A 20,537-nucleotide genomic window follows, 5' to 3' on the forward strand; every position below is an offset into this window, starting at 1 on the left:
TTTTTCAGGTTTTTTTCAATATTACCAGAGAAATGGCCGGTTTTACCGTCCCTTCTCATAACAGATCCGGGCTTCTTCGTGCTTCCCGATCTTTTCGAGAATGTCCCCGATATCATTCCAGCATTCCTTGCGCATAGGATCAATTTCAAGCGCATGCTTGAAGACTGCAAGGGCATCCTGATACAGCTCCAGCTCCTGGAGCGCCCGGCCCTTGTGGATATACGCGTCCACGAAGTCCGGCTGAATTTGGAGCATGGCATCGAATGCCTCAACCGCATCCTGGTACCGTTTCATCGCGATGAGGGCACTCCCTCTGGTAAAGTAGGCAATGGAAAATGTCGGATCAATCATGAGAGCCCGGTCATAGTGTTCGAGCGCCTCCTCGAATTTCTGCTGGGCTGAGAGAACCATCCCCTGCCGTGTCCAGGCCTCAGTATTCTCCGGGTCGAGCGCAAGACCGCGTTCGTAGGCCTGCTCGGCATCGGCATATTTCCCAAGATCGTACAGGACATTCCCCTTGCCCATCCACGCCTCGGCAAGATTCCCGTCATACTCGATCGCCTTGTCGAATGCCTCAATGGCATCACGGTACATCCCCAGCTCGGCAAGGGCGATACCCTTGTGGGCAAAGACCCGAGCAAGGGGCTCGATCTCCAGGGCCCGGTCATAGGACTGCACCGCATCGCGGTACTGTTCAAGGGCCGCATAGGCAAGTCCTTTCTGGTCATGGAGGATCGCCTTCTTCGGCATAATCTCCAGAGCATGGTCAAGCGCAGTAATTGCTCCATCATAGTTGCCCTGGTAGGCCTCCGCCCTTCCCTTCCCGGCGAGTGCCTGCCAGCAGGACGGGTTGATGTCGATGGCCCGGTCAAAGGCGGTTATGGCATCGGCATGGTTACCAAGAGCGATCAGGGCACGGCCTTTCTCGAAATGTGCGCCGGCATTACCGGGAGCAAGAACCAGAACCTTGTCAAAGGAGGCAATGGCTTCCCGGAACATGCCGGTATATACGAGCGATCTCCCGCGTTCGAAGAGTGCTTCGGCATAGTCGGACCGTATCCCGAGTGCTGTATTAAACGCAGCGATTGCCTCTTCATGCTGCCCGGTGCGGGCAAGGGCGACACCTTTGTTGTGCCATGCCTCGGAATACCGGCTGTTGACAGCAAGTGCCTGGTCGAAGACCGGGATTGCCTCGGCATACCGCTTCTGTTCCAGGAGTGCAAGCCCCTTGTAGAACAGGGCTTCGGGGTATTCCGGCTCTACGGTCAGCGCCTTGTTGAAGGCCTCCACGGCCTGATCATGACGGGAGAGATGGATAAGAGTAATGCCCCGGAAAAGATGCGCTGGTGCATACTCTGGCCTGAGGCCAAGTGCATGGTCATAGTCCTGGATCGCCCGGTCGTACTGGTTGAGGCTGGCCTGCGAGATGCCGCGGTACAACCAGGCTTCAGCTAAGTCCTCTTTTCCGGCAAGTGCCTTGTCATACGCCGTGATGGCGTCGTTATGCATCCCGAGCATCGCAAGCGCACGGCCTTTCTGGTAATTAGCTTCAACGCAGGCAGGCTTCTGTGCCAGGGCCGCCTCAAAATACCGTATGGCCTCATGGTATTTCCCAAGTTTTAAGTAGGATACTCCAAGATGGTATGCGGCACGGGCATCCTTACTGTCGATTCCCAGTGCCTTTGTGAAAAATCTGACGGCATCCTGGTCCTTTCCAAGCGAAGAGAGGGCAATGCCTTTTCCGGTCCAGAGATGGGCATGGTTAGGCCGTATCTTCAGGGCAAGGTCGAACGCCTGGATGGCCTCGTCGTACTGTTCCAGCCGCAGGAGGGAGGTGCCCTTGTGATACAGGGCATCCACGTTCTTCTGCTGAAGGGCAAGCGCATTGTCGAACGCAATAACTGCTTCGCGAAACATGCCCATGTGGAAGAGTGACCGGCCCTTGTCGTTGTATGCAGATACATAGTCCGGCCGGAACTCCAGTGCCTTGTTGAAAGCCTCAATGGCATCCTCATATCCTCCTGATGCGAAGATGGCACTTCCTTTGAAATACCATGCTTCGGCATTCGATGGGTCGATGGCTATGGCACGTACATAGGATTCCACGGCATCGTTGTATTTCCCAAGGGCAAACAGGGACAATCCCCGGTGGACCCATCCTTCAACTGAACCTGGTTGCCGTTCGATTACCCGATCGAATGCCTCGATGGCATCCGGGTGCCGGCCGGTCGTAGCAAGCGAGAGCCCCTTGTGATAGGCAGCCTGCGCACTGCCCGGGTCAAGGTCGAGAGCTTTGTTGAATGCAACAATGGCATCATCATGCCGCCCCAGGTGCGCGAGCGCAATCCCTTTATCATAGAACACTTCCGCATTGCCTGCATCAGTCCCGAGCAGCTTGTCATACGTCTTGACAGCCTCGCGGTACATCCCGAGGGCCGAGAGTGCCCTGCCTTTGTCGTATACCGCATCGGAACAGGCAGGATCGATCTCAAGTGCACGGTCAAAGATCTTGATGGCTTCTTCGTATCGTTCCAGGCGGATGAGTGCAACTCCCTTGCGGTGCAGCGAGGGGACATGCATCGGCTGGAGGGCCAGCGCCCGGTTGTACGCGTCAATCGTCTCCTTTGGATCGTCAAGGCTGTCAAATGACCTGGCCCGCATTTCGTGGGCATCGAAATAATCCGGCCTGACCCGGATTGCCTGGTCGAACGCATGGATGGCATCCTTATGACGTTTCAGGCGCGAAAGGGCGAGACCGTCTTCGTACCAGGCAGTAGCGTTGTCGGGCGCCAGGGCAAGGAGACGCTCAAACGACTCCACCGCTTCGGCATCCTTCCCGAGGGCAGCATATGCAAGAGCGCTGTAGTACAGCGCGTCATGGTTTCCACCGTCTTCTTCAAGCGCCTTGTCAAACGCTGCAATAGCCTCTTCGTACCTGCGAAGGTCATAGAGCGCCATCCCTTTTTCATGCCAGGCTGCTGCATGCTGCGGGAGATAACCGATGACCCGGTCAAAGGATTCAATGGCCCGGTCAAACGACTTCAGGGAATAATATGCCCTGCCCCTCCCGAGGAATGCCTCAGCATCGTCCGGACGCAGTTCGAGTACTTTGTCAAAGGCAGGAACCGCCTCCTCTGCCCTGCCCAGGTGGAAAAGGGAGATGGCCTTGTGGTACCAGATATCCGGGTCCGTTTCGTTCAGGGCAAGGGCCTTCCCGAATGACAGGACTGCATCGTCATACCGCCCAATCAGCATGAGCGAGAGTCCCCGGAGGAACGGGGGTTCGAACCGGTCCGGCAGTCTGTCTGCGGACTGGGCGAACACAACCTCCGCTTCCTCATGGCGTTCGAGATGGGCAAGGGCAATCCCCTTTTCCAGCAGGAACTCCCCATCGGAAGGCACAAGGGAGAGGGCATGATCGTAGACCCGGATTGCCATCTCGAACTGCCCGAGACGCGACCGTACCTTCCCGAGCGAAAGGAGGATTGCCGGGTTGTCCGGCTCGGTCCTGCGGGCTTGTTCGAAGGCTTCCATAGCCTCCTCATCGTTTTCAAGGTGCTCCAGGGCAAGGCCCTTGTGGTACCATGCCATCGCATGGTCGGGCACTACTGCTATCGTGCGGTCGAACGAAGAAACCGCCTCAGGATACTGCGTAAGACATTCTGATGAGAGGCCTTCATAGTAGTGGGCGTCGGTATACCCGGCGTCCAGTGCTGCTGCGGCTGTGAACGCATCCCGTGCGTCCGCATATTGCACAAGCGCGAACAGGGCAAGACCAAGAGCATAGTGCGCTTCCTTTCTTTCCCTGTCGCACTCAATCGCCGTGCGGAGTTCGGTAACCGCGGCTTCCCACTGCTCCTGCGAAGAGAGGACAAGGCCTTTCTCATAGTGTGCAGCAAACGAATGAGGGTCAAGCCGGATTGCCTGATTGAACGATGCTATGGCTTCTGGTGCATTCCCGAGATGCCGGTATGCAAGGCCCTGGTGATACCAGGCATCGAAAATTCCCGGATCAAGGTCGAGAGCAGCACCCAGCGATGAGGCTGCCTCTTCGTATTGCTGGAGCGAAAAGAGCGAGAGGCCTTTTTGGCAGAGTGTGGGGACAAACGATCCATTGATGGCGAGCGCCCCATCGAATGCCGAAACCGCGTCCGTGTGCTCCCCGAGGCGGGCAAGGGCCAGCCCCTTGTCATAAAACGCGTTCATGAACCGGGGATCGATTGCGGTCGTATTCTCGAATGCCTGGATAGCGTCTGTGTCCCTCCCGAGGTGGACCAGCGCAACTCCCTTGTCGTACCAGGCATTGGCATATTTCCGGTTGATCGCGATAGCCCGGTCATAAGATGCAACCGCATCTTCAAACTGTTTCATCTCCGCAAGGGCAATGCCGCGGTCGTACCACCCGTTGGCATTCTCCGGTTTGAGATCGAGCGAACGGGTGAGCGCTTCGATTGCCGGCGCAAACTTACCCAGTGAGAGCAGGGAACTTCCTTTCCGTAACCATGCTCCCGCACAGGTCTCATCGACCCCGATGACCCGGTCAAAACAGGGGATTGCCTCCTCGTACCGTGCCAGGTCGGAGAGCGACCGGCCTTTTAAGTACCAGCAGGTGATGCTGTCAGGATTGAGGGCCAGGGCCCGGTCATAAGCTTCGAGCGACTCCTCGTACCGCCCGAGCTCGTAGAGTGTCCTGCCTTTCAGTTCCCATACGGTAAGGTCATTGTTCTCTATGGCAAGCGAAGCGTCAATCGCAGCGAGCGCCTCCTCATACCGCAGGAGGCGGAAGAGCGCCCTGCCCTTGTGGAACAGGACATCAGGTCGTTCCGGGAATGTCTCCAGTATCCGGTCAAATGTTTTTAATGCCTGCTCGTTTCTGCCAAGGCTTTCATAGGAGAGCCCGGTCTGGTACACAGCATCTGTTATGCTGCCATCGTGTGTCAGTGCCTGCTTGTAGGACCGGATTGCTTTCTCGTACTTCCCCTGCGCCTGCAGGGCAAGGCCCTTGCGGTAATGCGCCTGGGCATGATCGGGAGCGTACTGGATCGTGTAGTCGAACGAAGAGACAGCCTCTGTGTGTTTCGCGAGCCGGAGATACGCATATCCCCGGAGGTATGCGGCCTCATACCGCGTAGAGTCGAGTTCAAGCGTGCGGGTAAACGCGGCAATTGCTTCCTCGTCCCTTCCCAGTTCCGCCAGCGACTGGCCCCGGCCGAAAGCAGCGGAAACGGACATGGGATCAAGCGCTGACGTTTTCTCAAAAGCCTCGGCTGCAGCGGCGTGATAGTTCAGTTTCTGGAGGGAAAGGCCCTTGTTGAGCCAGGCCGGGGCATTGTCCGGGACAAGCGCGATCGTTTTATTGAATGAATCCAGCGCCTCCTGCCACCGGGCCAGCTGCATGAGAGAAGTCCCGCGGCAGTACCAGAGTTCGCCATTATCCACGCCAAGGGAAGCGGCCGCATCGAATGCAGCTACGGCATCCTCATGACGGTTAAGAGCTGCAAGGGCGAAACCCTTATGGTACGCGGCATCCCGCATGTCAGGTTGCAATTCCAGCGCCCGGTCAAATGCGGCAACGGCGTCCGCATGTTTTGCAAGCGAACTGAGCGCACGCCCTTTATGGTACCATGCAACTGCGCAGGGCTCCTCAAGCGAGAGTGTAGTCTCAAACGCGGAAAGGGCATCCTCGTAGAGATCTTTGGCCGCAAGGGCCTGCCCTTTGTAATACCAGCCCTTCACATGCTTCGGGTCGACAGCGGTCAGTCTGTCGAACATCCCGTATGCATCTTCCCACCGGCCCAGCCGGAGGTATGCTTTTCCGCGGAAGAGCAGGACGGTCCGGTCCTTTGCTTTCCGTTTCAGTGCCTTACCGAGATACTCTACCGTCTCCTTGTACCGCGCAAGGCGGTAAAGCGAATAGCCTTTGCAGGTGAGGAGTTCGGCATTTGTGGCATCGTTCTCCAGCGCATGGTCCAGTTCAATGACCGCGTCCTCGTAGCGCCTGAGCTGTACAAGGGAGATTCCCCGGCCGCGGCGGGCCCGGTCGTTCTCCGCATCCCGTGCGATCACGCCCTCGAATGCAACGACTGCCTCTTCATGGCGGCCAAGCCGGGCAAGTGACTCCCCCTTTGCCAGCAGCGCCCGTGTCTCGCCGGCATCAAGCGCAAGGGCACGGTCCGCCGAAAGGATGACCTCCTCGTCCCGCCCGAGTTTTAAGAAGCAGAGCGCCTGTTCGGTATGGACTGCGGGAGTGTTCATTCCCTTATCGATGGCATTGGTGAATGCAGCCAGCGCGTCTTCGAACCGGTCGAGTTTTACAAGGGACAGGCCTTTCGCGTACAGGATCTCCGGATCGTCCGGCTTCTGCTTAAGATACCCGTCAAATGCTTCCAGCGCCTGAGCATATTTTTCCAGGACAACGAGTGCTTTTCCCTTCTCGTGCCAGGCACCGGTATTTGCGGGATTGATCTCAATGACCCGGTTAAATGCAACAACCGCCTCTTCGTACTCGCGGACATCCCGGTGAGCGAATCCCTTGTAGAGGAATGCCCGTTCGCAATCGGGGGCGATCCGGTTGACCCTGGCATATACCGGGATCGCCTCTTTTGCCGATCCAAGAAGGTCAAGGGACCGGGCCAAACCGTATGTTGCATGAAGGTCGCGTGGCACCGCAGCAAGCACCTGTTCGAAGGCTGTGGCTGCCTCGCGATACCTGCCCAGCGCAAAGAGGGCCCGGCCCTTCTCCTGGAATGCTTCGGGGAAGTCCGGCATCAGGCGGTTTGCCTCTTCGAATGCAACGGCAGCCTCGGCAAGTTTCTTCTGCCGGAAGAGGGCAAGGCCCATGTAGTGGAACGCCTCGCCGAAATCCGGCACGATCTTTATCGCCTGCTCAAACGCCAGAACGGCATCGCTGTCGTTCCCGAGGTTCAAACAGGCCCTGCCCTTGTAGAACCACGTGTGGGGATTGTGCGCCTCCAGCTCGAGGGCCTTGTCGTACGAGGCGAGTGCATCAGAGTAGCGCTCGACAGCAAAGAGGCAGAATCCCTGGATCAGCCACGCATTGGCAATCTTCTGGTTCCTCTCCAGGGTTTTTGTCAGGTCTTCGATTGCCTCACTGAACCTGCCCAGTTCGGCAAGCGACAGGCCCTTGTGGTACAGCGCATCCTGGTTGTCCTTATCCCGTGCAAGTGCTGCAGAGAACGCTGCCTCTGCCTCGTCATGCCTTCCCAGTGCGGCAAGGGCAAGACCTTTCTGGTACGGGTATTCTGTTTTTTGCGCATCGATCGCAAGGGCAGCATCGAATGCACTGATGGCATCCTCGTAACTCTCCAACCGCATCAGGGCAAGGCCTTTCTGGTACAGGACAGCAGGGTCATCCGGCAGGATCTCAAGGGCGATATTGAAGGATAAGACCGCTTCCTCCTGCATCCCCGTAGCCATCAGGGCCAGTCCCTTGTTGTAAAACGCCGGCACATAGTTCGGGATCAGGGAGAGTGACTGGTCAAAGGCCTGGATTGCTTCAAGGTGCCGGCCAAGCCTTGCAAGCGTAAGGCCGCGTTCGAAATGCGACCGTGCATTCGCAGGATCGATCTCGATGGCACGGTCGAACGCTGCCAGTGCTTCGGGGACCCGGTCGAGTTCCGCAAGTGCACTCCCCTTCCGGTGCCATGCCTGGGCCAGTTCCGGCCGAATGGCGATGGCAACATCTGCCGCCCCCAGTGCGTCGGCATGCCTTCCGATACTGGCAAGTGCAATTGCTTTCTGGAGTGCTGCATCCGACATCTGCGGGTCGGCTGAAAGCGCCCCGTCAAACGATTCCAGGGATTCCCGGTACCGCCCGAGCGAGTTTAAGGCAAGGCCCCGCTGGTACTGGGCCGGAGCGTACCGGGGAGAAAGGGCGATGCTCTGGTCCAGCACCGGGATTGCATCGTTCTCCCGTTCGAGTCGTACCAGCGCAAGGCCGTGCAAATAGAAAGCCATGGCATTTGCGGGCGTGAGTGCTTCGGTGCGCTCGAACTCCGGAATGGCTTTCTCGTACTGCGAGAGTTCCATGAGCGAGAATCCCTTGTGGTAATGGATATCCGCAGTGTCGGGATCGAGCCTGAGCGCGAGGTCATACTCTTCAACGGCTTCCTCATGCCGTTTCAGGTCAGCAAGGGCCCGGGCCTTGTAGTAATGGGCCTGCAAATTGTTTGCGTTATCGGCTATGGTCTTGTCGAAATCATGGATGGCTTCGATGAATTTTCCGAGGTTGTACTCGGCAATCCCCATCCGGAGGCGGGCATCGGTGTACCGAGGTTTCAGCTGCAGGGTCTTGTCAAAAGCAAAGGCCGCGTCGGCATGCCGTCCCAGGTCTGCATAGACCTTCCCCTTGTGGTAGAATGCGAGAGCATTCCCCGGATCGTAGATGAGGGATTTGTCAAACGATTCAAGCGCTTCCTCAAACCGCCGGCTCTTTTCGAGCGCGATCCCACGGTTGAAATGTCCCGGGGCATTGCTGCCGTCCCGCGCAAGGTTGCGGTCGAATGCCTCGATGGCACCGGTGTAGTCACCGGTTTTTAAGAGCGCATAACCGAAGTAATAGAACGCTTCCGTATAGGCTGGCTCGATCTCTATTGCACGTTTCAGTGCCGCAATCGCATCCGGGTATCTCCCGATCTCGATAAGCGATTTACCCTTATTGTACCATGCCGGGGCGGAGTCCGGAAGGATCTGGAGGGTCTTGTCAAAACTTCCGATAGCATCACGGTGATCGCCAAGGACAGCAAGTGCGAGCCCCTTGTGGAACTGCGCATCGCCGTTCTTCGGATCGATCTCCAGCAGGATCTCAAAGACATGGATAGCGCCCTCATGCCGGTTGACCTTTTCAAGAGCGAGACCTTTATACCAGAACGCCTCGATACTCCGCTGGTTTAAGGAAATGGCATTGTCAAAGGCATCGATGGCATCCTGGTACCGGGTGAGGTCAAAGAATGCCTTGCCCTGCCGTATCCAGCCGGGCTCATTGTCCGGATCGATCTTCAGGGACTTGCCGTACGCAAGGATGGCATCCTCGGTCTTTCCCAGCTGCTGCAGGGCATCGCCTTTCCTCATCCAGATGTCGCAGAGTGCCGGGTTGATCTCAAGCGCCCGCGAGTACGCGCCAACCGCGTCCTGGATCTTGTTAAGGTCCATGAGGGCGTTCCCTTTCCGGATCCATGCATCGGTAAAACCGGAATTGATCTCCAAGGCCTTGCTGTAAGCCCCGATTGCTTCCTGTTTCAGCGACTGGCTTGCAAGGGCATCGCCTTTCTGCATCCAGACATCGATGAGTGTCGGGTTGAGAGAAAGGATCCGGTCATCTGTCTCGACAACCTCAGAAAAACGTTCGAGGACCATGAGCGAACGGGCCCGGGCTGTCATAGCATCGATATGTGTCGGGTTTCCGGCAAGGCACTTATCGAAGAGCGGGACGGCCTCAGCATGCTGACCAATGGCTGCAAGGGCAATTCCATGGTACAGGTATGCGTCAAGAAGCGATGGGTCGAGCTCCGTTGCGCGGGAAAACTCCGGGATCGCGTTTTTAAACTGCTTGTCCTGCAGGTATGCAAGCCCCAGGTAATAGTGGGTAGCAGGGTTGTCGGGATCGCGTTTCAGGGCGCTTAAAAACGCCGTGATTGCTTCCGGGTAACGTTCGCGCTGGACAAGGGCTATCCCCTTGAAGTGGAATGCCTGACCCTGCGTGGGGTCAAGCGCAATCGCATTGTCGAACGCCCGGATCGCGTCATCGTACCGTTCGCGCCCGGCATAGGCCACGCCCAGGTAATAGGCGCCGGAAGCATTCTCCGGTTCGAGGGACTGGGCGCTTTCGAAAGCCTGGATGGCCTCATCGAAACGCTCCCGCTGGGTCAGGGCCAGGCCTTTCTGGTACAGGATCTTCGGGTCATCGGGAGAGAGCTCCAGCGCCTGGTCGTATGAAACCACTGCCTCGAGAGGCTTGCCCAGTTTCAGGAGCGCGTTGCCCCGTTCGAAGAATGCCCGGGCGCACCGTCGGTTGATCTCAAGCGCCTTGTCAAAGGAGCGGACCGCCTCCTCGAACCTCCCGAGGGCAGAGAGGGCAAGACCCTTGTAGCACCAGCCGTACACGTCCTTTGCATTCTCATCCAGCGCACGGTTGAGGGTACTGACAGCCTCATCGTGTCGTTCAAGGGTGAAGAGGACAATCCCCTTCCGCACGTGGGCCTCGGCAAGTTTCGGGTTCAGCGCGATTACCTTGTCAAACGCAGGGAGTGCTTCTTCCAGTTGGCCGATGTGCGCAAGCGAGATGCCCATGTACAGCCAGCCGTTGACAAGCGCCGGGTTCTGTTCGAGGGCCTCGTGGAATTCCTGCACTGCCTCCGCGTAGCGCAGGAGGTGGAAGAGGGCAATACCTTTTTCGTACCGGGCATTGGTATTTTCCGGTGAGATGGCGAGGACCGCATCGAACGCAACCACCGCTTCCATGAACCGGTTGAGCCGCCCGAGCGTCAGCCCGCGGTGGTAGAGCGAGAGCGTATGGGTCGGGTCGATAACTGCCGCCTGTTCGAACGCCGTGATTGCATCGGAAAACCGTTCCAGCTGGACAAGGGTCAGGCCCTTCTGGTAATAGGCATTGACATACTTGGGATTGGTCGCAATTGCCTGGTCGAATGCCTGAAGTGCATCCCCGAATTTCCCGACCCGTATAAGAGCTGCGCCCTTATCGAACGCTGCCTGGGCAAACCCGGGCTTTAATGCAAGGCTCTCGTCAAATGCTTCGATTGCTTCATCGAACCTGCCGATCTTCACCAGCTGCAGGCCTTTCTGGTGGAATGCCTTTGCATTATTCGGGTCGAACGCAACGGTCCGCTCGAACTCCTGCACGGCATCCTCGGTCCTGCCGAGTTTCGAGAGTGCAAACCCCTTGTGGTAGATGGCATCGGAAAGCCCCGGGTTGATCCGCAGGGCATGGTCGTACGATGCAACCGCCTCGGAAAAACGGCCCAGGCTCGCGTACGCAACGCCCTGCTGGAACGCGGCTGAAGCACACGATGGATCGACCTGAAGCGCTCCATCAAAAGATTCGATTGCTTCCTTGTTGCGTCCGAGACGCGCCTGTGCAATACCCCGGAAGTACAACGAGCCGGCATGGTTCTGCCCAAGAGCAAGGCGGCGGTTGAAGGACTCGAGCGCCTCCTCGTACCGGCTCAGGTTGACGCAGGCGATCCCGCGGCGGTACCACGCCTCCTTGTTCCCGGGCTCCGGCTCAAGGGTTGCATCGAAATCCTGCACCGCTTCCCGGTACTGCTTCAGCCGGTAATGCGCAAGCCCGCGGTGGTAGAGTGCCCCGGCATTTCCAGGATGGATCTCAAGGTTCCGGGTGAATGCCTCGACTGCATCGTCATTCTGCCGGGTCTCGACACCAGCAAGCCCGAGGTAGTACCATGCATCGGAGAGATCGGGATTGATCGCTGTGGCCTGCCGGAGGGCATCGAGTGCTTCATCATACCTGCCCAGCTTGAAGAGGGACATGCCCCGGATCGCCCAGATGTCCGCATGATCGGGTTCCTGCGCCAGAAATTTTTCTGCGGACTGGGCTGCAAATTCATTCTGGTCCTGCCTGGAGAGGATGAAACTCCGGTAATACCAGACCCAGATATCTTCGGGATCGAGTTCCGCGGCCCGGTTGAATGCCGACAGCGCATCGTCGAGGTTCCCGAGCTCGTAGAGCGAGATGCCCTTGTTGTAATATGCCCGTGCATATCCCGGCACGATCTCGATTGCCTTGTTGTGAGAATAGATGGCTTCCTGGTGCCGGCCAAGGTCCGCAAGGGCGATGCCCTTGTTGTAGTAGACCTTCGCGTGCCGCGGGTCGATCATCAGGGCATGGTCGTACGCGGAGATGGCATCCGTGAACCGGCCCAGTTCGTACAGGGCGATGCCTTTTAAGATCCATGCCTCGGCATTGTCGTACCGGATCGCAAGGAGGTGGTCGCAGGCCTCAAGGGCTTCCTCGTTCCTGCCGATCTGCGCAAGCGTGGCAGCCTTGTTGTACCAGGCATTGGGATCGGACGGTTCGATGGAGACTGCCATGTCGTACGCGGCAATCGCGTCCTCGAACTTCCCGAGATCGTATAAAGCAATGCCCTTGAAATAGTGGGCCTTTGCAAGCCGGGGGTAAAGGGCAAGCCCCCGGTCGAACATGACAATGGCCTCCTCGTACCGGCCAAGGTCATAGAGTTCAATGCCCTGCCGCAACAATGCTTCTGCATCACTCTTGTTCATATACTATTTGCCCCGGATGAAATCTGGCGATCGGTATTCTGTTATTGTGCGCCTTTTTTACTGACGCAAATCCTGTTAAAGATTTTATAAAGACCACATATACCCTTTCCGGTATTTACTATGGTACAATACTGTTGGTTTGCCAGAGTTTTTATACTCAATCCGTATTAAGGGCGGCGGGAACGATCTGGTCTGCTCATGATAAAACTCTCGCACCATGGGGAAAATGCGGGCGAAATATCAGCTCTGTAGAATTCATTCTGGTTTTCATACTCAGTGGATTTGTATGAGTGAAATCCCCTTCTTCGGTTCTTTGTTCCGTTGAACTCATCAAAAATAAGATGGGGGCTGATGCCCCCATACCCCACATTGAGACGTATGCCGCTGCCAAAGTCGAAGGCTGATGCCTTCTCCAGGTAATCCTCGCTGATGCGACGATTACCTCCCCGAAGGGCGAGTCGAAGGTATCATTTCTCCACAGCCTGCGACTGTCCCCGCGGCGGCATTAATTCCCTGTTCGGATCGTGGCATTTTTCCTTTACCGATAGTACCGAGGCATCTCCTGCATACCCACCGCATCAAACGCTGCGCTGGCGCTAAGGGGGCGATCATAACAGGAAGAATAGGATTCTACAGAACAGATTTCTTGGTGATACGCTGTCCCCGGTCATGCTCCACGGGGCAAGCCCCGACGAGGCGGCGAGCGCCCGTGGCTCCATCGTAATCAATCAAAGATTATTATGGGGAATTTTATAAAGCCAAAAATCAGGAGCGATCCATATCCCGGATCACCCGGGCGAGCCGCTCGATGCCGGCCCGGATCTTCTCGGGCGACGAGTTGGAGAAGTTGAGCCGCAGCGTGTCTTTTCCGCCGCCGTCCGTGTAGAATGGTGTGCCGGGCAGGACCGCTACATTTTCTTTAAGCGCCCGCTCGAAGACTTCCATTGAAGAGATCCCTTCCGGCAGCGTAACCCAGACAAACATGCCGCCCTGCGGCGTCGTGAACCGGACTGACACCGGCATCAGTTCCTTCATGAGGCTGACCATCAGTTCTGCCTGGGCCTTGTACCGCGCCTGGATAATGCGGATCTTTGCATCGATATCCTCATGCGTGAGGTACTCGTACGCGATCCGCTGCGAGAGGTAATTGGAGTGGAGATCCGACGCCTGTTTTGCAATAACGAGCTGCTCCATGATGGCCGGCGGTGCGACAACCCAACCCATCCGTATGCCCGGGGCAAGGATCTTGGAGAACGATCCGGTGATGATGGTCTGCTCCGGAAGGTACTGCCGGAACGATGGCAGCGATTTCCCGGCAAAATTCAGTTCGCCATAGGCATCGTCCTCGACCAGCAGTGTGTCTTTTCCACGGAGCAGTTCTGCGATATCCTGTCTCCGCTGCTCCGAGTACGTGACCCCTGATGGATTCTGCGAGTTCGGGACGCCATAGAAGAACCGGATCGGGTGTGCTTTCAGTTCATGAGCGAACTGCGCCGGGTCCAGACCATCATCATGGAGCAGGATTGGGTGGAAGACCGGTTCGTACAGCGAGAATGCCTGGATTGCTCCAAGATACCCGGGCCGCTCGATGGCCACATGGTCACCGGCACTGATGAGGACTTTTCCGATCAGGTCAAGGCACTGCTGCGATCCGTTCGTGATCAGGATCTCGTCCGGAGAGATCTCGAGGCCTAGGCGTTTTTTGTACCGGTCCGCAATGAACTGCCGGAGGGGCCGGTAGCCTTCAGTGGTCGAGTACTGCAGCGCCGCCCGGCCATCGTCTTTCAGTACGGCAGCCGTTGCCCGGGCTACGCCATCGACATCGATAAGCTCCGGGTTCGGAAGGCCGCCGGCAAACGAGATGATGCGGGGATCTTCGGTCACCTTGAGGATCTCACGGATGAAGGACTTGGGCGTCTTTGCCATCCGCGCTGCAAACGTGTACTTATAGCCAGAGGACGCTTTGGCCCCGGCCTTTGACAATGTCTGCTGACTCATGGTTCACCTGATTTGTGCGGATAAACTTGGAGGGGGTGGTGGATAAAGTGATCCGTAACGGGAAGGACTGGAGAAATAGTTTTAGAAAAAAAAAATTTAAAAACTTCCGAAATGATTTTTTTAATTTTTTTATGAACGCAAAATTTTCCAAAAAAAAATTTTGATATTCCAGAACATTTTCCGGATGCATCGCAGGACCGGATCACTTTCACGCTGCGCCCGGCCCGCGTTCAAATATCTATTCGCCAATCTCCTGCTCATGATGATGGATATGGCAAGACCAACAATTGCATCGGCCTATGATTACCAGCGCCTTGACCGGATCCGGGAAAAATTTTATCAAGTGTTCGGACGCGAATGTACACTTCGGGACGATGTTTTACTAAAGAGGTACAACCTGTCGCCGGATGGCGAGCTGATCATGTTCATCCGGTGAGGTCTAAAACAACCCCCGGTCACTCAGATTACCGACGGAGAAATACTCATTTTCCCAAAAAGGTCACAATGCGCTCCGGACAGCCCCGGGACACCCGGATCAGATTAAGTCCATCAACCTTCCCAAAAGGCTGTACAAAAGGGACTAAAAAGACATGTTTTTGGGGCTGTATTCTATCGATTTTTGCTCATCCGGGGCTGAATATACGATATCTGAAAATAATTGGCAGGTAAATCTGCGAATTCGACATGTTGGATCGATAAAACCAGGGAAACGGAGCACGTATTGGCCCTGGATTGGAGGCGCCCGATTCAGGATGCTGAAAAAATGGGCTCTTCCCCATATGATTCCCGTCCGGGGATACACCACCACAATAAACCTGATAAATTGGTTCCTGTACCTTCGCATTATAGAGAGAAGAATCACAATAATCCAAAGAAAAATACAGGAAAGTATTCGAACGTGAAACAATATTAAAATCAAAAAGAGCCTATGCCGAGATTTGAACTCGGGACTTCCTCCTTACCAAGGAGGCACACTGCCGGGCTGTGTCACATAGGCATACAACATCCGACGAAAGAAGCTCCCGCACGGACTGCCTAACTACGTTGTGGTTACTCCCTATAAAACATTGCGGAGATGGCGGCACGGGAAATCGGGAGAATATCGTCGATTCTCCGACCGGATTGCAGGTTCTGGCGGGCACTACAGCGCATTGAGCCGGTCGATGCTCTTCTGCACGTCCTCGAATTTTTCGACCTCGATGATCGGCTCGATACCGGACTTCTTCACTGCGTTCATGACAATGGAAAAATCGATCGACCCGTCGCCAACCGCCATATGCGAATCGGCATCTCCACAATTGTCGTGCAGGTGGTAATGCGCTGCAGGGTATTCGAGGAACTCGTCAAGGCAGTGCATCTGGTGCGCATGCCCGACATCGAGCGCGAACAGGGAGTTTCCAATGAGCGGGAGTTCGTCCGGCACTTTTAAGAGAAAGTATTCCCAGTTTCCCATGTTCTCGATATAGAACGGGACCGAGAGGTCAGTCGAGAGGACAGTGAGGTCGTCAATTGACCGCTCCAGCTGCCGGCAGGCCTTGTCCCGTTCCTCGGCCCACGCAAAATAGCCCGGGTGGACGACGATGCCTGCATTGACTTCAGCTGCGATCTTCATGCACTGGGCCATCACCTCAACGCTTGCCCTGCGGATCGGTTCGAGCAGGCTCGCGATATTCGTGCCCCGGCAGGGCGTGTGGATGGAGAAGTGGTGGTTATAGGAGAGCAGCGGTTCAGCGGAGTGCAGGTAATGGAGCCCCTCGTCCATCACCTCAATCCGGTCGGTAAATTCGGAGATCTGTTCCAGCGCCTTTTCGAGTGGCAGCTTGTGGAGACAGAATGTTGAAACTCCGAACATGATGAGTGATCACGCGGCAACGGACATAAAATAAGCGGGTTGGAGTTTTGAAAAAAATGAGCTCTGTAGAAAACATATATGAGATAGTGTTAGATGGGGATGGAGCCACGGGCGCTCGGGGTCTTCCGACCCTCGCCCCGCGAAGAATCCTTCGGATTCTTCTCATCCTCACAGTCTGACGACTGTTCGAACCGTGGAACTTGGCAGTATACAAGCTTTAAAAAAATGAAAAACGGGGGTCAAGGGGGCTTGCCCCCTTGGGCTGTCTTCACAGTCATTGGACTGCGAGACGAGAAGATGCGCGGCATCTTCTCCTTCCTCATGGCCCTGATGGACCATTCGGACTCCCCCACGGGGGAACGACCGCAGGGAGGTTGTAGAATGCCACAGGTCGTCTGACCTGTAGCAGGAGAAGGTCGGCGACCTTCTCCTGAACGCATCGGCGTTCTTCGAGGAGAGAGGGGGTCACACTCATAATTCCACTGAGTGCGTTGAGAGAAGGTTTTCTACAGAGCCAAAAAAATGAGACTATCACATCCCATTCTTTACGGTGAAAAAAATGCGGTATTATTTCTTCAAATGCACATCCATCTGCGGGAACGGGATCTCGATACCCTCTTCTGCGAACCGCTCGGCAATGCGGGTATTGATTATGTCCTTCACTTCATCCGGGACATTGTATTTTTTCATCCAGACACGGAGGATGAAGTTCAGGCTGGACTCGGCAAACTCGGTGAAGAAGACCGTGGGCTTCGGGTCTTCAAGAAGGTACTCCGTGTTGCGGATGGCCTCGCGTGCAATCTCGAGCAGGATTGTCTTGACCCGTTTCGGGTCGGTGCCATATGCGACAGTCACTGGAATAGTGAGACGGAGTTTCTCGTCCGGCTCCGAGTAGTTCACGATGACGTTTGTCGTTATCTTGTTGTTGGGCAGGGTCACGACCTGGTAATCAAGGGTTTTAATCCGCGTGCTGCGGGTACCGACCGATATGACATCCCCATAATAATCATCGATCCTGACACGGTCCCCCACCTTGAACGGCTTGTCGACCTTGATGATCGCTCCGCCAAAGAAGTTGGAGATGAAGTCCTGGGCCGCGAGTGCAACAGCGATACCTGCGATACCCGCACCGGCCAGGAACGGGGTGATATCGATGTTGAAGACCTTGAGCACCGCCATGATCGCGGCAAACCATATGACATAGCGGATCACCAGTTCCAAAAGATCAATGAGCCGGTCATCGAGGTCGGTATCGGATTTCCCGGCAAGGATCCGCCCGTACGTTGCAATGATATCGTGGAGGAGCGAGGAGACGATCCAGGCGCTGATGAGAATATAGAAGGAGGTGACGTAGGCCGGGTTAAGGAGAAACTTCGCATTCTCCGGAAGGATGTCAAACCAGATAACGGCAAGGTATACCGAGATGACGATAATGGTGATCTGGACCGGGATGCCGAGAGCGGCAATGAGGATGTCATCCCATTTCGTCTCGGTGGTTTCGGCCTTGGCTTCCAGCCACCTGACAAACGCGCGGACAAAAAACGCGATGATTATGCCGGCAAGGATGGTGAGGGCAGCAAAGATATAATTTGGTTGGAATCCTGCGAATTCGAGCACCATATACGTACACTTATGTGAGTTTACAGTTAATACTTCCGGGACTTTTATGGCGACGGGAAAGGAGATTGCAGACACGCTGCACGACATGGTTGACCGGGAGATGACCTTCATGCATATCTGCGGCACGCATGAGGCCGCGATCGCCCGGACCGGCCTCCGGAGCCTGCTCCCGGAACAGCTGAAGATCGTGATGGGGCCCGGCTGCCCGGTCTGCATCACGCCGCAGGGCGAGATCGATGCAGCACTCGACCTTGTCGACAAAAACTGCATCATCGCAACCTACGGCGACCTGCTCCGCGTACCCGGCACCCGGGGCTCGCTTGAGTCCTGCGGCGGCGATGTCCGGGTTGTACAGGGTGTGCACAAGGCTGTCGGGATCGCGCAAAAGACCGACAAGGAGGTTGTCTTCATCTCGGTTGGCTTTGAGACCACGGCCCCCACCGTTGCCGCAACTCTCCTGACAAAACCGCCGGAGAACTTTTCGATCCTCTCCTGTCACCGCATTGTCCCGCCCGCCATGAAATGGCTGCTCGACCAGGGCGAGGCAAAGCTGCACGGGTTTATGCTCCCCGGCCATGTCTGCACGGTGATGGGGTACGAGGAGTACGAGGCGTTTCCCGTGCCGCAGGTCGTTGCCGGCTTCGAGGCCGAGGACATCCTCTTAGGCCTGCTGATGCTCGTGAAGCAGGTGAAAGAAGGGACGCACCGGGTTGACAATGCCTACCCGCGTGCTGTCAGCCGCGAAGGAAACGTCAAGGCGAAGAAGCTGATGTACGAAGTCTTCGAGCCGTCCGATGTCGAGTGGCGGGGCTTCCCGGTTATTCCCGGGTCAGGGCTCCGGCTCAAAAAAGAGTTCGAGCAGTACGATGCGCAGAAGAAGTTCGGCATTGTCTTTAAGCACGTGAGCAAGCACTCGGCCTGCATCTGCGACCGGGTGCTCCGCGGGCTTGCCACGCCTTCGGACTGCAAACTGTTCGGGAAAGTCTGCTCTCCCCGTACTCCGGTGGGCCCGTGCATGGTCAGCCACGAGGGCGCATGCAAGATCTGGCATATGTACCAGGCAAAGAAGGCGTGAGAATTTTCTTTTCCAGTTTTTTATCAATAGAGAACGTAACGAACAACCCTTTTTTCAATTGCTCAATATGAGATACCGACCATTCCATCGCAATTGATAGATCTGCCGCCTGCCCACCTGGCTGCACGATAAGATGCCGCACTGGGAAGGGCTCATCATGCCAGAGGTTTGGTGGTTACACCCCCATACAGGTATTTCCGGGGAAAACCACAAATTCCGATTGCGGGGAGTGGTCTTGATTGAGGGATCGTATTAAAAAAGTATTTAAAAAGGTGTTTATTAGGGGAACTTACTTTTTCCCGAACAGCGAGTTGAACCAGTTGACGATACCGTCAAATATTCCGCCCTGCTGGGTCGGGGTTGCAACGGGCGCCATCTGGGTCGGTGCCGGAGTCACTGCGGGAGCTGCTGTTGTCACCCGGGGCTGGTATGGGGTAACCTGGGCGAGTTCACCGATGGTCTTGATGCCTGCTGCTGCCTGAGACTTGTAGAACACGGCATACGTGCTGAAGTGGGTGACCTGGGCGCTGACCGTGTGGGTGACCGGGTCGACAACGGTCGGTACTTCCACCCATGCATTGGTTGCCGGATCGAAGGTCTGGATAGTCATCGCTGCAATGTTGCCGTTGACTGCCGCAAGTGCATCTGCCCACTGCGCTGCGGTCATGGTGAAGGATACAGTGACAGGTGATCCTGAGAACTGCGCTCCTTCGGGACCGCATTCAATGGCCAGGCCGGAGAAAGAGAAGGTTCCGCTCGTTGCCGTGTCAACAGTAACCGTTGCGGGGTCGAGCGGAGTGACCGAGATCTCCCCTACCGGCTGGCCGGGGTTCGGTGTCCCGGGTCCCATGACTGCTGTTGTACCGACATTGATACTGACTGATGACGAATACCCTGCGTCCGGATCTGTTTCAATCTCATAATTGGCAAGGACCTGGCCCTGCTCATTGTGGGCAATGGTTGCCGTGGTCGCCGTTGTTCCCTGCACCGGGGCTAACTGGGCTGGAGCCTGCTGCTGGGGTGCAGCGGGACCGACAGGTCCTGCAGGTCCTTCAGGAGCGCCGCCATACCCTTCACTCCCTCCGCTCGGGTTGGGTGGGGTCGGGGGCTGGGTTATGGTGAAGCTCTTTTGTTTAACCACGCTGTCCTTATCGCTTATTGTGATGGTGATAGTCCCGGTTTTCACTTCCTTGATAGTGAAACTTAAATCATTCGTGGAATGTTGAGGAGCGTCCACCGTCCCTGATACGGAGAAATCTATCCCGACATTCCCACCGGTTTTTGTCCCGGTTAATGTAAAATCGTATGTATCGGCTTTAATGTTGCTCTCGATGGTGATGTCAGGATTACCTGAATAGGGATCCCGATTTTGATTTACTTCAGTGGAATCGGAATGCCGTTTGATTGTTAGCGAAGTAGCTCCAGAAACTCCGTTTGTAAATTTTAACGCTGTCTTAGATGAGCCACTTTTAAAACCGAACGGCAGTACCACATCTGGAAGAGTTACCGTGTTTCCTGTAGTATCAAGATTTGAAGAGGTAATCTGGTATTTGAACGTATCACCAGCATCAAGATTTGTGATTTGAGCGGTAATGACAGTGCCGGAATGAATCGCTGCTCCGTCTGCAGGTGCAGTGAATTCTGCGTCAAATTGTGCTGCCGAGACTGCCGGCACCAGGGCGCAGCAGAGCATGGCAACAAGGACAAGCATAA

General features: G+C 56.0%; 7 protein-coding genes and 1 tRNA gene. 2 read left to right on the plus strand and 6 right to left on the minus strand.

The window, feature by feature from the left end; all coding sequences use genetic code 11:
* Window positions 1-42 precede the first annotated feature (42 nt).
* Both PHF39_RS00460 and PHF39_RS00465 read right to left on the minus strand, forming a co-directional pair.
* Complete coding sequence (locus PHF39_RS00460) at window positions 43-12,279, minus strand: tetratricopeptide repeat protein (protein WP_300218980.1); 12,237 nt, start codon at window positions 12,277-12,279, stop codon at window positions 43-45.
* Between the two features lie 765 nt (window positions 12,280-13,044).
* Window positions 13,045-14,277, minus strand: a complete 1,233-nt coding sequence (locus PHF39_RS00465) for a PLP-dependent aminotransferase family protein (RefSeq protein WP_300218983.1) — start codon at window positions 14,275-14,277, stop codon at window positions 13,045-13,047.
* A gap of 271 nt (window positions 14,278-14,548) precedes the next feature.
* Here PHF39_RS00465 and PHF39_RS00470 point away from each other — a divergent pair, with 271 nt between their 5' ends.
* Window positions 14,549-14,713 (plus strand): hypothetical protein, encoded by a 165-nt coding sequence (locus tag PHF39_RS00470; RefSeq protein ID WP_300218986.1) that lies wholly within the window; start codon window positions 14,549-14,551, stop codon window positions 14,711-14,713.
* 487 nt (window positions 14,714-15,200) lie between these two features.
* Here the strand turns inward: PHF39_RS00470 and PHF39_RS00475 are convergent.
* From PHF39_RS00475 to PHF39_RS00485, 3 genes are all read right to left on the minus strand, one after another.
* Window positions 15,201-15,274: transfer RNA gene (locus PHF39_RS00475), tRNA-Thr, on the minus strand.
* A gap of 144 nt (window positions 15,275-15,418) precedes the next feature.
* A complete protein-coding gene (locus PHF39_RS00480) occupies window positions 15,419-16,129 on the minus strand; it encodes a sugar phosphate isomerase/epimerase family protein (RefSeq protein WP_300218989.1) in 711 nt (236 codons plus the stop codon).
* Window positions 16,130-16,696: 567 nt separating this feature from the next.
* Window positions 16,697-17,749 (minus strand): mechanosensitive ion channel family protein, encoded by a 1,053-nt coding sequence (locus PHF39_RS00485; protein ID WP_300218992.1) that lies wholly within the window; start codon window positions 17,747-17,749, stop codon window positions 16,697-16,699.
* A gap of 46 nt (window positions 17,750-17,795) precedes the next feature.
* Here PHF39_RS00485 and hypD point away from each other — a divergent pair, with 46 nt between their 5' ends.
* The gene (gene hypD / locus PHF39_RS00490) at window positions 17,796-18,824 is read left to right on the plus strand and encodes a hydrogenase formation protein HypD (RefSeq protein ID WP_300218994.1); all 1,029 of its coding nucleotides are present in this window, start codon (window positions 17,796-17,798) and stop codon (window positions 18,822-18,824) included.
* Between the two features lie 289 nt (window positions 18,825-19,113).
* Here the strand turns inward: hypD and PHF39_RS00495 are convergent, their stop codons facing one another.
* Entirely contained in the window at window positions 19,114-20,010 is an 897-nt protein-coding gene (locus tag PHF39_RS00495) for a hypothetical protein (protein ID WP_300218997.1), read from the minus strand.
* Window positions 20,011-20,537 lie beyond the last annotated feature (527 nt).

The sequence above is a fragment of the Methanoregula sp. genome (assembly GCF_028712425.1).
Lineage (GTDB): Archaea > Halobacteriota > Methanomicrobia > Methanomicrobiales > Methanospirillaceae > Methanoregula.

What these genes read in the sequence shown, in the direction of transcription:
- PHF39_RS00460 (WP_300218980.1), bottom strand. Translation starts at nt 12,279, where the DNA reads ATGAACAAGAGTGATGCAGAAGCATTGTTGCGGCAGGGCATTGAACTC.
- PHF39_RS00470 (WP_300218986.1), top strand. Translation starts at nt 14,549, where the DNA reads ATGGCAAGACCAACAATTGCATCGGCCTATGATTACCAGCGCCTTGAC.
- PHF39_RS00485 (WP_300218992.1), bottom strand. Translation starts at nt 17,749, where the DNA reads ATGGTGCTCGAATTCGCAGGATTCCAACCAAATTATATCTTTGCTGCC.
- hypD (WP_300218994.1), top strand. Translation starts at nt 17,796, where the DNA reads ATGGCGACGGGAAAGGAGATTGCAGACACGCTGCACGACATGGTTGAC.
- PHF39_RS00480 (WP_300218989.1), bottom strand. Translation starts at nt 16,129, where the DNA reads ATGTTCGGAGTTTCAACATTCTGTCTCCACAAGCTGCCACTCGAAAAG.
- PHF39_RS00465 (WP_300218983.1), bottom strand. Translation starts at nt 14,277, where the DNA reads ATGAGTCAGCAGACATTGTCAAAGGCCGGGGCCAAAGCGTCCTCTGGC.